The sequence below is a fragment of the Streptomyces sp. NPDC002133 genome (genome assembly GCF_040296405.1).
Classification (GTDB): Bacteria; Actinomycetota; Actinomycetes; order Streptomycetales; family Streptomycetaceae; genus Streptomyces.
This window is the reverse complement of sequence record NZ_JBEOXF010000053.1, coordinates 12,028-25,994: the sequence shown is the minus strand read 5'-3', so window position 1 is coordinate 25,994 and position 13,967 is coordinate 12,028. Positions and strand designations below refer to the sequence as shown.

At 68.0% G+C, this 13,967-nt stretch carries 9 protein-coding genes and 3 pseudogenes; 5 read left to right on the top strand and 7 right to left on the bottom strand.

Going from position 1 to position 13,967, the window contains the following annotated elements; translation table 11 throughout:
• The first annotated feature begins 81 nt into the window (after positions 1-81).
• The 4 genes and pseudogenes from ABT078_RS33265 to ABT078_RS33245 form a co-directional block, all read left to right on the top strand.
• Positions 82-471, top strand: coding sequence for a hypothetical protein (locus ABT078_RS33265; protein WP_351234416.1), 390 nt, complete (start codon positions 82-84; stop codon positions 469-471).
• Between the two features lie 125 nt (positions 472-596).
• Entirely contained in the window at positions 597-1,199 is a 603-nt protein-coding gene (locus tag ABT078_RS33255; protein WP_502981428.1) for a hypothetical protein, read from the top strand.
• A gap of 37 nt (positions 1,200-1,236) precedes the next feature.
• Positions 1,237-1,764 (top strand): hypothetical protein, encoded by a 528-nt coding sequence (locus ABT078_RS33250; protein WP_351234414.1) that lies wholly within the window; start codon positions 1,237-1,239, stop codon positions 1,762-1,764.
• An 84-nt stretch (positions 1,765-1,848) separates the two neighbouring features.
• Positions 1,849-2,774 (top strand): annotated as a pseudogene (locus tag ABT078_RS33245) (RHS repeat-associated core domain-containing protein); the annotation flags it as partial.
• 1,619 nt (positions 2,775-4,393) lie between these two features.
• Here ABT078_RS33245 and ABT078_RS33235 read toward each other — a convergent pair.
• Together ABT078_RS33235 and ABT078_RS33230 are read right to left on the bottom strand one after the other, a co-directional pair.
• Entirely contained in the window at positions 4,394-8,101 is a 3,708-nt protein-coding gene (locus ABT078_RS33235; protein ID WP_351234412.1) for a hypothetical protein, read from the bottom strand.
• Positions 8,102-8,116: 15 nt separating this feature from the next.
• Positions 8,117-8,497, bottom strand: a complete 381-nt coding sequence (locus tag ABT078_RS33230) for a Het-E N-terminal domain-containing protein (RefSeq protein ID WP_351234410.1) — start codon at positions 8,495-8,497, stop codon at positions 8,117-8,119.
• Positions 8,498-8,928: 431 nt separating this feature from the next.
• Between ABT078_RS33230 and ABT078_RS33225 the strand changes: the two are divergent.
• Positions 8,929-9,288 (top strand): annotated as a pseudogene (locus tag ABT078_RS33225) (transposase); the annotation flags it as partial.
• Between the two features lie 935 nt (positions 9,289-10,223).
• Here the strand turns inward: ABT078_RS33225 and ABT078_RS33220 are convergent.
• The 5 genes and pseudogenes from ABT078_RS33220 to ABT078_RS33200 form a co-directional block, all read right to left on the bottom strand.
• A pseudogene (locus tag ABT078_RS33220) lies at positions 10,224-10,935 on the bottom strand (aldo/keto reductase).
• 68 nt (positions 10,936-11,003) lie between these two features.
• Positions 11,004-11,600 carry an AAA family ATPase gene (locus ABT078_RS33215; protein WP_351234408.1) on the bottom strand — a complete coding sequence of 199 codons (597 nt, stop codon included), beginning with the start codon at positions 11,598-11,600 and terminating at the stop codon, positions 11,004-11,006.
• Complete coding sequence (locus tag ABT078_RS33210) at positions 11,597-12,202, bottom strand: 3'-5' exonuclease (protein ID WP_351234406.1); 606 nt, start codon at positions 12,200-12,202, stop codon at positions 11,597-11,599. The genes ABT078_RS33215 and ABT078_RS33210 overlap by 4 nt, the downstream gene beginning before the upstream one ends.
• Positions 12,199-13,386 (bottom strand): radical SAM protein, encoded by a 1,188-nt coding sequence (locus ABT078_RS33205; protein ID WP_351234404.1) that lies wholly within the window; start codon positions 13,384-13,386, stop codon positions 12,199-12,201. The genes ABT078_RS33210 and ABT078_RS33205 overlap by 4 nt, the downstream gene beginning before the upstream one ends.
• 28 nt (positions 13,387-13,414) lie before the next feature.
• Positions 13,415-13,966 (bottom strand): nucleoside-diphosphate kinase, encoded by a 552-nt coding sequence (locus tag ABT078_RS33200; protein ID WP_351234402.1) that lies wholly within the window; start codon positions 13,964-13,966, stop codon positions 13,415-13,417.
• Between the last annotated feature and the right edge of the window lies 1 nt (position 13,967).

The following is a 13,967-nucleotide window of genomic DNA, read 5'->3' as shown; positions in this document are numbered from 1 at the left end:
AGTTCAGTGAATGGCGGTTTGGCGCTCATGGCAGCACACGGGGAATTCCGATGCTCGGATTCTGCCTTTATTCGAGAACTCTTGTGGGAGTGGTTCCCGGAACAGAGGGACGAGATCCTCGCGCTGGAGCGGGAAGAGGCGGAGTATGCCGAATTGGATGAGGATGGCCTGGTGGAGGTAGGTGCATACACGCTGGCAAGCGAGATCTTTGTGCGACGGGTTCTGGCACCTGCCCTGGACGCGGTGCCCATGGACGCGGAAATCGGAGCACGCTGTGCCACGTTTATCGAGTGCCTGCTCGGTAGTCAACGGCCCCCGATCCGTGAACTGGCGAGCCTAAGGATCACGGATCATCTTCTAGGATACCCCGAGAACTGGGCGAACTTCCGTGAGTACTCTGGTGAACTGCTTTTGCGTGAGGTCCAGGAGAGAAGGCCCTACTACAGGGGTCCGTTTCCCTGTGGGAACTGAGTAGGGTCGGGGACTGGCGTGGTGGCTACCGCTCCGTTTCCAGTCCCCGCCGCTTCGAGTGAAGTAGGCCGCCGACGAGGTGCCTCTCGTTGAGGTCCATTTCCGACGGCCCGTACCGCTCCAGAATGGCTGCACCGCCCTTGGCTGCGGCTTTGCCGGACGTTCAGCTTGCACGGTGGTACACAGTTCCGCAGTCCCTTGGCGCTGACCCCGATCTACCGGGCCACCTCGGTGACGGTCTTCCCGGAGGACCGGACCAGCGCGACCGCGTCGCGCTTGAACTCCTCCGTATACCGCCTGCTGCGGTTGCTCTTGCTTCGGCGAAGGGTGCGCTGACCGCAGCCGACCCGGATGACTTCAAGACCACCAACACGTACGACGCGATCTACCAGCTCACCTCCGTGGTCAACGCGGCTGGTGACAGGATCTCCTATGAGTACGACAACGTCGGTAACCTGATCACGGTCGTCGATCCGAAGAAGAACGTGACTCCGGAGGCTACCGACTGCACCACCAAGACCGCCTACGACCTGAATCACCGGGTCACCACAGTCACCGACGCGGCCGGCAAGACCACCTCGCGCACCTACGACAAGGACTCGCTCGTCGTCGCCGCCAAGGACGCCGAGAGCCATGAGACCCTGATCAGCTATGACGAGCGGGGCAAGCAGACCGAGGTCAAGGTCCCGCACACGGGCACCAGCCCCAATATCAGGAGTACGACGTGAAGGGCACCACGGCCTTCACCATCGGAGGGTGGTAGCCGTGGGGAGAACGAAGTCCGCTGTCGGCGCGCTGCTCCTGGCGGTCCTCCTCGCGGGGGTGACTGGGTGCGGACAGGGGACCGGCGAAAGCCGGGCCGTCACGAACTCCGGTACGGACCCGAAGCAGACGGTCTCCGACGAGCAGGGGCGTCTGACGTCGGGCGCCCCGTCGGCCAAGGTCCTGGGCATGCACCGGCTGAACGTTCCGGCAGGTGCGCAGGACGTGTCCTCCCTCGTCAGCGACGGATGGTCCTCGTACAGCCTCTGCCTCACTTTCCGGTTGCCGAAGACGGACATGGAGAAATTCCTGGACAGCATCGGTGTTCCGCGCAGTGACATGCGCAAGGGCTTCTACGTCGAGGACGCCGACGAGGTCGGCTGGTCGAGCAGACCGGGGCGGACCTACCTTGAGGGCTCCTCGGACGGAACCAGTGAACCGGGACCGGCTCCCACGTATACGGTGTCGGTAGATGTGACCGAGGGCAGCGCCTACACGGTGTACCTCCGCTCCATCGTCATTCCCTCCTAAGTCGTTTCGACGACAGAGTCAGGACCGAGCAATAGTGGGCCCCACTGGATCGACCGGTGGGGCCCACGCTACGTAGCGTCGGACGCGGCGTATCTCGGCTCCACCACCGACTACACCTACGACCCGGTCGACCGGCTCGCCAAGTCGGTCAAGACCGGCAACGGCGCCGGCACCGAGACGTACACCCATGAGGACAACGCCAACGTCATCAGCCAGACGGTGAAGGGCACGTCCACCACGTACACCTACGACCGCAACAAGCTGCTGAGCGCCACCACTTCGGGCGTCTCGGCCAGCTACACCTACGACCCCTTCGGCCGACTGGAGTCCGTGACCAGCGGCGGGCAGATCGTCGAGCGGAGCGTGTACGACGGCTTCGACCACGTCGTCGAGAGCGGAAAGCTCGACGGCGGGGCCATGAAGACCACGAAGTACACCTTCGACCCGCTCGACCGCACCGCCTCCAAGACCGCCGAAGGCAAGACCACCGACTTCACCTACCTCGGCCTGTTCGGTGAGGTTCTCAATGAAGAGGTGGCCGACCAGCTGACCAAGTCCTATCAGTACAGCCCATGGGGAGAGCGGCTCTCCCAGGTCAAGCACAACACCGACGGCACAAGCGAGGACGCCTACTACGGCTACAACAGCCACACCGACGTCGAAACCCTGACCACCAAGGATGGCGACACGAAGGCCACCTACGGCTACACCGCCTACGGCAGTGACGACACGTTCGAGTTCACCGGTATCGACAAGCCTGACGCCGCCGACCCCACGAAGGAGGTCTACAACTCCTATCGCTTCAACGCCAAGCGGTGGGACGCCCAGGCCGGCACCTACGACATGGGCTTTCGCGACTACAACCCCGGCCTCAACCGCTTCACCACCCGGGACATGTACAACGGCGCCCTCGCCGACATGGGTTCGGCACCGACCCCATGACCGGCAACCGCTATGCCTTCACCGGCGGAAACCCCACCAGCTTCATCGAACTCGACGGACACCTCCCCTGCGCCGAGGGCGTCCGAGACGTGTGTGGCAGCAGCAGCCTGTACGTCGCGCCTCGAACGGGCGGTAGCCTGCGCGGCGGCATCCTCGGAATAGCTCAGGGTGCATTGGAGCTCCTTGAGGAGGCATCCGGTGGAGGCGGTGGCGGTACGACCACCCGGCAGAACACTCCCTGCCAGGCGAAGAACGGCGGACAGACCGAGAACTACGGCACGCTGGATGCGGAGGGCCGCCCGACCGGTATCAGCATGTGCGTGGACAAGGCGTACCTCTCGCAGAACGCCCCGGGTGAACCCGCTGACACGAGCATCACGAAGGGCTACCAGTGGGCCAGAGATTTTGCGCTGGCCAACGGGTACGTCCCCAAGGACAAGATCAACTCCTGCCACCTGTTCGCCTCCGCTCTCGGCGGCGATGGCACGAGGGGGGACGCACCGTTCCCGCGAGGTATGAGGTGTACGCCGAGGGATGGCACAAAGACGGGACCCCCATGGAGATGCTCCTCTCCAACAACGAGTGGGTCCTCAACGACCTCGATATTGCGTATGGGGGAAAGTTCAACCTGGGAATTCAGTGGGATGCCAACCTCCAGGAAGTCCCCACAGGGGCTACACCATGACGACGGCAGAAAGAAGGATATGCATCCGGACGTGGAAGTGCTGGTACGCCTCATGCCGCCGCATGAGGGAGCCGGCGGGATCATCGACTGGTCTCGGGCCCAACAGGCGTGGGGAATCGGGTTTCCAGCCGACTACAAGGAGTTCGTCTCCGTCTATGGAGCGGGCTCGATCGGGGCCGCCAAGGTCGGCGACTTTCTCGGTGTGATGGTGCCTGAGGTCTCCCCCGATGGTCAGCCCGATGGGAGCATGGACGAAGAGACGAAGACCGCCCGCCACGACTGGGCAGAGGACTTCGCGGACAAGCCGGAGGGTGTCACCCTTGGGGCGGAGCACGTGGTCGCATGGGGGGTGGATTCCGCGGCCGACCTGCTGTGCTGGCTGACAGAGGGCGACGACCCGGATGCGTGGCCGGTGGTGATCTACTCCCGGAGCAGGGACGCCTGGTTCGTCTACCAATGCGGTATGACCGGATTCCTCCGTAGGCTGTTCCAAGCCGAGTTCGACGAATACCCACTCTCGTTCAGTGGGCCTGAGGTCGATGCGACTCTCCGTTTCCTGACGCACGCGGAGGAGAGACGCATCCGCCAGTCAGGCCGGGATCCCTGGAATGACGCCACTCTGTAACAGGCGTACCCAAGGGCCTGGACCAAGCACGTAAAGCCGGTCTGCGCCCCGGGTACCCCCGACGCCGAACCGTCGGGGGTACCCTCCGGGGACACTCGCGGCGGGATACACAGTGGTCGCCGCCGTGTAGCTGCTCCATGGCTCGCCACCATGCCGGCACGAATGCGGCATTGGACGAACAGCCGACCCGGCCGCGCCCTGGTGGTCCCTGTCCATCCGGCCCGGCGAACGCGCCTACGAGTTCGACCCCGCTGCCGGCGGCCCGGCCGCCGGCAGCGGACGCTCACAGCGCGCCGCGACTGTGCCACGACGGGGCGACGCAGGCCACGATGGTCGACCACGCTGAGCTGCGGGGCGGGCAGCGGCCGTAGCGGCGCTCACAGGAAGGAGGGCCGCTCCTCCGACAGTTCAACCAGGAAGCTGGCGATGTCCGCCAGCGCCTCGGGGGCGCACTCGGCCAGTGCGTCGGCCGACAACGTCCACTCGGCTAGCCGGAGCGCCTCGGCGACGAACCCGCGGCCATCGACCGGGCCAACCTCCCGCGCCAATGCGGCGAGCGCACGCGCCTGGTTGTCCGGGCGGGCGTCGGCGCGGGCACAGGATTCCGCCGCATGCAGCCGCCCGGCCCGGGCCAAGGCGATCACCAGGGCTGGCAGCGCCCACCGCGTCCCGTTCGGCAACTGCTCCGCAGCACGTACGAGGGCGGTCGCCCCGTCATAGTCGCCGCTCGCGGCCGTGGCGGCTGTCAGCGCGGCCAGCGCCTCCTCCTGCCAGAGACCGTCCTCCATCTCTTGCAGCGCCTCCGCGGCGCTCTCGGTCAGGTCTGCGGCCCGGCGGAGGTCTCCCGATGCCGCCGCGCCCTGTGCTGCCCGACTCAGCACACCGACACGGAGCCCCAGGAGACCGATGGACTGGGCGAGGGACCCGGCGCGGGCGTGAAGCCCGTGACGGGTGAGGGCGTCGGCCAGTCGAGCGAGTGCCCATGCCATGTCGCCCGGCTCGGTGAGGGTGGTCGCCACGTCCTGTGCCTGGTCGGCCCATGCGGCGGCGCGGGCCTCATCACCGGCGCCCACCGCGGCCTCGAATAGGGCGCTCATGACCTGCACCTGATCGCCGGGATCGGTCAGATCCGCCAGCAGAGCCTCGGCCGTGGCGGGATCGCTGCCGTCGGCCGCCGCCCGTGCCACAGCCACCAGGGCGCGTTGTCGCACAAAGGTCTCGTCGATCGAGCGGGCAGCTGCTTCGGCCCGAGTGAGATCACCGTGCCGGGCGAGCCCCTCCGCCAGGGCGCAGGTGGCGTCCTCCAGCCCGCGCGGCGTGCCAACGGCGTCAACGAGCGGTGTCGCCCGGCGGTGACCCTCCATGGCGGCCACCGACCTGACCAGCAACACCAGGACACGTTCGCGGTCGTCCGAGTGGTCCATCTTCTCTGCCAACGTCTTCGCACGCTCCGCGACGACCCCGGCGGCAGCCGCGTCCGTGCAGTGGGCGAGCGCATTCGTGAGGGTCTCCACCGCATGACTTCGTCGGTAGCGGTCGACGTGGGCGCGCGCGGCCTTCTCGATGTCGTCGGCGAGCTTGGTGCCCAGTACGTAGTCCCCTGCGACGGCCACGACCTCCGCGACAGCCGTGATCTCGCTCAGCTCCTCCGGAAGGGTGGAGTCCTCGTCGATGAACTCCGCGGTCTCGACAGCGGCGCGCACGAGGTGTTCAGCCCATTCGTGCTCGCCCTGGGTGATCGCCGCGCCCACGAGGGTCTTCAAGGCGCACATCAGCCAGAAGCCGTTGTCCGAGATACGCGACGCGAACTCCGCGGCCCGCTCCAGGTCGCCACGCCCCGTCATGGCCTCCGTCAGGGCCGCGTACGCCTGGGACTGAGTCCAGATGTTGCGGGAGGACTCGGCCAGCGCCTCAGCCCGTACGAAGTCGCCGGCTGCGGCGAGCGCTTCGGCCACATCCCCGAATGCCGATCCTCGACGCCCCGAGGAGTGCGGGAGCGAACCTGCCAGCTCCTCCGCCTGCTCGATGTCGCCGGCTTCGGCGATCAGACGGACCAGATCCCCCGTGACCCATTCCCGTTTGTCGGGGGCAGCGAGATCGGTGAGCAGGCTCCTCGCCCACGCATGCTCACCCACGCGTGCGAGGCTCTCCGCCACCCATCCGACGGCGCGGTCGCGGTCCTCGGCTCCGGGAACGGCACGCGCCACGGACAGCGCGTGCTCGGCGAGTGCCGTCGCCCTGGTGGTGTCTCCCCGCCGGGCCAGGGCGTGGCACACGGCCGTCAGCTCCCGGACCCGCTCGTGCGGATCGGCGATCCCGTCGGCGCATGCGACCATGTCGTCCGCGGCCGCCGCGGCTCGTGTCTGGTCGTCGCAGGCCGCTGCCGCGTTCATCAGCTCGATCAGCGTACGGACCCGCGGCCCCGGATCCTCCGTCGCGGCGGCCAGTTCCCCGATCTCGGAGAGCAGGGCTTCTGCCGCCGTCCGGTCACCGGTGCGGGCGGCCACCTCGGCGGAGCAGCCGAGTGCTTCGGCCCGGCTGTCGCCTCCGACGGTGCGGGCCAGCCGCTGCGCCCGTACCGGATCGGGGACGGTCGCGGCCACCTTCACCAGCGCGAGCAGGGCCCTGTCGCGTTCCCACCCGACGGTCATCGCGTACGCAAGCTCTTCCGCCCTTGTGAAGTGTCCGAGGGCCGCCCACACCGCGGGCAGTTCCTCGGGCACGGCCGAGTTGCGTTCGACGATATGGTCGCGGTGGGCCGCGAGGAGGGCCATGGTCCGCAGTTCGACCGGGCCGGCTGCCACCAGCGCGTCCTGCGCCGCTGTGATCTCCTCAAGCGCGGCGGTATCGCCGCCGGTGTGGTCGAGCATCCGGTCGTGGCGGGCTCGGTCCAGCGCGCAGGCCGTCGTCTCCGGCACGTCATGCACGGCGCGCACCATCCGGAAGTAGCCCCGGAAGAGGTATTCGGGCGTGTCCGCCGGCCACCCCCGGCGCCGGTAGCCGTCGGCCCAGATGCGCAGCCGCTGCCGGTAGCCGTCCAGCCGGGCGCCCTCCAGCGAGGCGGTCGCCATCCGCTGTAGCTCCTCGTGGCCCAGCAAGTACACCTCAAGGTCGCCGTCACCCGCCCGCGGCGCGGTGCGGCGGACGAACGTACGCCCAGACACGGCCTTCAGTTGGTCGGTCACCTGCCAGAGCGGCGCATCGGCGAGCGCCGCGAGGTCCGCTCCGCTGAGGCCGCCGCCGGAGGCAGTGAGCAGGCCGAGCAGATCCTGCTCGGTGGACGTCCCGTAGAGCAGCCGCTTGAGCTCGCGTTCCGCGTCCCGCCTGACTGCTCGGGCCCGCTCGGCAGCGGCCAGTTCCCGTACGACGCCCTCGCCCCGCAGCGGGTGATCGTCCGATACGTCGGCCGGTACCGGCGGGTGGGGACGGCCCGCGACGACGACCCTCAGCGCCGCGGGCGGCCGATCGGGCAGGAGCGCGGCGATGCTGTGGGCATCAGGCCCCACGACCACCCCCTGGTCCTCGTCGAGTCCGTCCACGAGGAGGACCAGCTTCTCGCCTCTGCTCTCGCACAGCGCGGCGGCGTCGTCGAGCAGAGAGCGGTAGTGCGCCTCGCGTGTCGCCTCCGTGAGGTAGGCGGGCATCGGCCGGCCCAGCAGTTCGGCGAGCTGCTCCATCACGACGTCGACGAACGCGATCCGGTCGCTCTGGCCCGCGTACCGCGCGGTCACGAAGAACGCGACCACCCGCACACCTTGCGGCGGGTGCAGTACGAACCACGACATGAGTGCCGACTTGCCAGCCCATGCGGCAGCCCGCCACCACGTGTAGCGGCCGGGCCCGTCCTGCGTACAGAACCGGGCCAGCTCCGCCAGCTCGGTCTCCCGACCTTCCAGGGACTCCGGCGCGATCAGGCGGACCTGGTGGAGGTAGGCGGAGCGGACCGCGGGAGCCTGGACGACGGTGACATTGTTCTGGACGTTGTGGTCGCCGATCTGAATGCCGAGGGCGCCGCGCAGATCGATGCGGTCATGGGCGGCGGGGCCGTCATCCGTTCGCCCGGCACCGGACTGGTGCACGCTCATCCGGACCCGCGTCCGTCAGGAGAACGTGTTGGTCTGGGTGTTGTGGTCGCCGATCTGCACACCCTTGGCATCGCCGACGTCGACCGTGTACTTCCCCTGCTCGTTGCCGGACGGGTCCAGCAGGGCCAGCACACGCCTGGCCGCTTCCAGGATCGCCTCGTCCTGATCCGCGCCGGATCCCACGACGTACTCACGCATCCGCGCTTCGAACACCCCGGGTTCGGTCTCCTGCGCCTCCAGCACCTCGGCAGCTTCGCCGCCCTGGCTGGAGAGCTTGCGCCGGAGCAGGTCCCGCAACGTTGCGTACCCCTCACGGATGCTGCTGCTCGTCGCCTCCGTGATGCCGCCGGCCGCTCCGGCCGCCAGTGCTGCAAGCACCAACTCCACCCCGGTCATCGCCGCCCCCTTCGCCCTGGACTCGATTGTCGCACCGGGTGCCCGGTGCGGGAGCGTGAACCGCACAGAATCACTGGCCACCAGTCGGCAGGTGTCCGCCGCTTCATGTCGAGCTAACGATCTCGTGCGTGGTTGGCCGTGGCTCGGCGCCCAGGTGGCTCGTTGCACTGATCATGGTGGGGGTTGGGGCGTGAGTTGATCGTGGCGGAGTGCCGGGTCACGGGGCTGTCGCCGGATGTGATGGGTGAACTCATCGCCGAGGTAGGGCCGTTGTGGCACAAGGCGCTCAACGGTGAACTCACCTCTGCCGAAGTCGGGACAGAGCAATGATCGAGACCTGTGGATCGGCCTGAAGGAGGGGCGTACCTTCCCGAGGGATCGATGGGTCTCGAGCATGCTGACGTTAGCGCGTCGGTCGGGAAGGTACGCCCGTGCTTACCGTAGTCACCGAGGACAGTTCGACGCGAGATAACTCCCTGCTGGACGAGATCGTCCGTGAGGGCGCGCGGCGCATGCTGGCAGCCGCGCTGGAAGCCGAAGTCGACGCCTATATCGCCGGGTTGGCCGACCGGCGCGATGAGCAGGGGCGACGCCTGGTGGTTCGCAACGGCCACCACCAGCCGAGGAAGGTCACCACGTCGGCCGGCGCGGTGGAGGTGAGGGCCCCGCGGGTCAACGACAAGCGCGTGGACGAGACCACGGGTGAGCGCAGGCGGTTCTCTTCGGCGATCCTGCCGCCGTGGTGCCGCAAATCCCTGAAGATCGCCGAGGTGCTGCCCCTGCTCTACCTAATTCGTTGGTAACAGGTCCGGTGGCGCTTCTCGAGGATCGCCGGACTGTTCGAGGCGGGCTTGCGGCGTCTATCTGGAACCTGGCTCACGAGGCCTCTATGTGAGAGCGACGCGCGGGCTCGTACTCGGTGGTGGTCACGTGGGCGCCGAACGTACGCCTCAGGAGGCCCGGACCTCGACGTCTCAACAACAGAGTGGCGGCGTGGCGCGCCATCGTGGGTGGCCACCACCGAGCAAGCGAGGGGCTGGCGCTCGTGGGCGCCGGGCGGATGCCTGTGCTCTACCTGGCCACGATGCCTCCGTGCAGAGCGGCGACGCCCGGCGCCTTCGAGCGTCAACACCCTTCGCCTCGACCACTCGTTGGTCATGGTGGTGCGAGCCCACTACACGGCGACCTCTCGATACGCCCGAGCCGCCTGAGCTGGTGCAGAAGGCCAGCGCCATTCGCGGGGACCGGGTTGACCATGAGTACTGACTCGGTTCGCGGTACGCGGTGTCCTGGCTGGGGCGGTGCGAATGGCGGGTAGGGGACAGAGAGCCGGGTTCTGTCGGTCCGAGGTGCTTGCCGAAGGACGAACTCGGAGACGGCCAGCCCGTGGTGCGGACGGCCGACGAGGACACCGAGTCCCGTCTTGGACACGGAGTGCAGGATGCCCGCGACGAGAGAGGTGGGTCGGGCCCAGGCGGCGAGGTCGGCCACCCCTTCCTGCGAAGTGAACACGACGTCGGGCCGCGCCTGGGACAGCAGACTGTGGAGAACAGTCGCGACCTGCTGCTGTGGTACGGCGATGCAGTCCACCCCGTTCCACCGGTAGCGCAGCACCCCATTGGACGGAGTGATTACCCTGAGCGTTACACCTTGATCGCTGTCAGTGTCCCGACACGCTGAAGCCCCCCGCCGACAGATGGGGGGCCTCAGCACCGATGACTGACGCTCAGACGGTTGCGTGGACCTCGGCGGCTGCGAAGACGATGTCGTCCAGATGCCGGGGATTGCTGGTCCCAGGGATCGGCGCTACGTGGTTGCCGAGCCGGAACAGCCAGTCGAGGGCGGCGGAGACGGACAGTTCCCGTGCCAGGCGACCGGCGTTGAGGGGCCGGTACGGCACGTACGGGATGCCCAGGTCCTGGCACAGCTCAAGGGCTGGGTCGTCCCGGTCGCTCATGTTGAGGAGGTTCTGCACGGCCGCGACGCGGATCTGCTTCCCGGCTTCGCGGATGTTCTCGGAAGTGGCCTTGGACAGTCCGATGTGGCCGATCTTCCCCCTCCTGGAGGGCTTGGAGCGTCCCGATCTGGTCCGCGAGCGGCACTTCGGGGTCGATGCGGTGGAGGTAGCAGAGCTCTAGCCGCTCGACTCGGAGCCGGCGCAGGCTTCCCTCCACGCAGGCCCGCAGGTACTCGGGGCGGCCCAGCGGCGCCCAGATGTTGGGTGCGGGGCGCACCATGCCGACCTTCGTGGCGATCAGCACGTTGTCCGGGTAGGGGTGCAGTGCCTCGTGGATGAGCTCTTCCACGGTGTGGGGCCCGTACGCGTCTGCCGTATCGATGTGGCTGATGCCGTGGGTGTGGACGGCTCGGCGAAGCACAGCGATCGCCAGCTCGCGCTCTGCCGGGTCGTCCCACGTTCCCGGGCCGGTGAGGCGCATGGTGCCGAATCCGAGCCGGGAGACGGCCTTGCCGGCGATGGTGATGGAGCCTGCGGGCGGAGTGGTGCTCATGCCGCGACCGCCTTCATCCCGGCCTCGACAGCAAGCTGGATGGCGCTCGTCTTGCTGTCGGCGTCGCTGGTGACCCGTAGATGCTCCAACTGCTCGTCACGAAGGAGGCCGTGGACGTGCTGATCGACCAGTGAGCGATAGCGCGCGTCGTAGTCGTGGCCCTGGTCGACGGGGATGCCGGGGTCGAGGACGGTGGCAAGCAGCAGGTCATACTTCGGTGCCTGCGTGGCGGCCAGCAGCAGGAGCCGCTCCTTCTCCATGGGGTCAGGGTGCTCACCGCGGAACTCCAGCGCGGCGGTGTAGTACGCGAAGGCGTCGTGCACAGCACGGTCTGCGAGCACGACTTGGGCGCCCTGCGCTACGGCGGCGAACTCGTCCGCGGCGCTCTGGCAGATGATCCACTCGGTGGACATCTGGGTGTGATGCTGCATCTTCGGCAGGCCGATACCGGCGGCGCGCTTGGCGAGGCGGCCGGTGCGGGCCACGGTGACACCGTGGCTCCGCAGTTCCATCTCGATCCTCTTCAGCAGCGTCGTCTTGCCGGTGGAGTGAGTACCGAGGACGCCGATACGTACAGGTGCTGGTGCTGTCACCACAGGGTTGCTTCCTTCTCTGGTTCAGGGGCGCCAGGCATGCCGGGCGGAACGGCCACGGCAATGAGCTGGTCCCAGGTCTCGTAGCGGCTGGCCATGGCGATGAGGAGCTGCGCCGTGGCGTAGGCGTCGTAGGTGGCACGGTGCCGTCCCACGACGGGGGCCTGCGTGAGATCGGGCTTGATGTGCTCGATCAGGGCATCGAGCCCGTAGGACGGCAGGCCCTCGTACGCGTTCCTGGCGAGGCGCAGGGTGTCGATGACTCCGGTCGGCTCCCAATTCGGCAGGTGAGTCTTCAGCACGCGGTAGTCGACGCTCACGTTGTGGCCGCAGATCCACGCCTCGCCGAGGACGCCTTGCACCTGGTCGGCGACTTCCTCCCACGCGGGCGAGCTCTCCAGAACCTGGTTCGTCAGGCCGTGGATGCGGGCGGCGAAGGGAGTGACGGGACGGGGCGGGCGGATCAACCATGCGCCGGCCGTGCTCGTGTCCGGCTGGCCCTCGTGTACGGGCAGGGCGGCGACCTCGACGAGGTCCGGCGGGTTGCAGCCGTTGCCTTCGACGTCGACGACGAGCAGTCGGGGCCAGGTGCTGAAGTTCATGGCGTGCGTGTTCCGTTCTCCGCCTTCCAGCCGATGGGGGCGCGGCCGTGCTGGCGGTGGTGGTGAGGCTTCGCTCGGTCGTGGCACTGGAAGCCGTAGCCGTGCTGAAGGAAGTAGCGCGGCGGCTCGTCCAGTCCCTCCACGATGATGGCGCGATCATCGATCTCAACGGGCCCCGTCGCGCCGAGGGCTCGGGCTTCTTCGGTGACTTCTGCGAGATCGGGCTTCACCCAGGCACGCTGGCACAGCAGCAGCTGCTCCTCGGGGCAGATGGTGCACAGTTCCCTGACGCCGTAGTGGCCGTTGTAGTCGGCCTCTCCGTGGGCGTAGGCGACGCCGCAGCTTGTCTTGCGGAACAGAGCACCCCACGGGGCGGTGGTGTTCGCGGGCGTGTGGAAGAAGTCCAGGATTCGCTTCTCCGCCACTTCGGGCATGATCTTGCGCCGGGCCGTGTCGTCGTACGGCATGGGAAGGCCGTGCGACTCGTAGTAGGCGGCGATCTCCGTGCGGAAGAACAGGCCGGTGAACACCGTGGCGTGTGCGTGGGGGGACAGCTCGCGGGCGCGCGCCAGGTGCTCGTCGCTGTCGTTGAGGCCGGGCACGATGGGCCGCCAGTACAGGACGGTGCGGTACTGCTCGGCGTGCTGGAACAGGGTGCGCAGACTCTCCGCGGCGATGGTGGAGTCAACGGGCTCGATCTTCTCGTTGTCGATGCCCGAGTGGGTGACCAGCACGGTCAGGCGCAGGTTCCTGAAGCTGTTGAGGACGGCGCAGTCCTCCGGGGTGACGCGCCACCGGGTGATGACCAGCACGTGGTTGGTCAGGCCTTGGTCGTCCAGGTGCCGGAGCACCTTGAACAGATGCGGCTTGACGACGGGCAGCATGGGGTCGGTGGCTCGGTTCAGGAGCTGGATGGGGGTCTTGTGCGCCCGGAAGTACGGGTGGGTGACGAGTGCGGTCACGGCGTCCTCGTCGCTCGTGAGGCGCCGCGGGACCTTCATCGCGAAGTTGTCGAACAGGTGCCGCACGCAGTAGCCGCACTCCAGCGGGCAGCCGACGATCCAGTTCAGGGACAGCCCGGACTTGCGGTACTCGATGACGTCCGCCAGGGCGGGCTTCAGCTCCCCGAGCTTGTCCGGGGTGAGGATCGGCAGGGCGCGGCGCTGGAACGTGGGAGCGCTCATGGTTGCCTCCAGGTCGAGGGGACGGGCGTCAGCTCTGGGTGGATGCGCGCTGACGCGGGGCGGACTGCGGGGCGAGCAGAGTGCGGCGGTTCGCGCCGAACCAGGTACCGAAGTCGCGGCGGGCGGAGGGCGGATCGTCGGAGGTGTGCACGAGGTTGTTCACCAGCCGCTTTCCGGCAAGAGCGGCGTCAAGGCTGTCGTCGCCGAGGTCTCCGCGGATCGTTCCGGGCCGGGCCTGTGTGGGGTCGAAGTGCCCGAGGATGCGCCGGACCCTGTGCTGGATGCCGTCCTCTTCCTGCGTCGGCTCGGCGTAGCCCAGGGCGACGGTCACCGGCTTGCCGACGTACAGGGCGTCCAGGGCTGCAGGCATGTCGCGGCCGGCGAACCAGTCCGCGTCCACGAGCAGATCCCAGTAGTGCACGTGCGCCTGCCACGCCTGCGCGGTCAGATCGAGGCGGCCGGACACGGTGATGCCGGCGGCGGCGATCCGGTCGAGAGCCTGGTCGACCAGGCCGCGCTCGACACAGTCCGGCTTGCACAGGATGACGGTCCAGCGCGACCAGTCGACGCCGTCGACCACG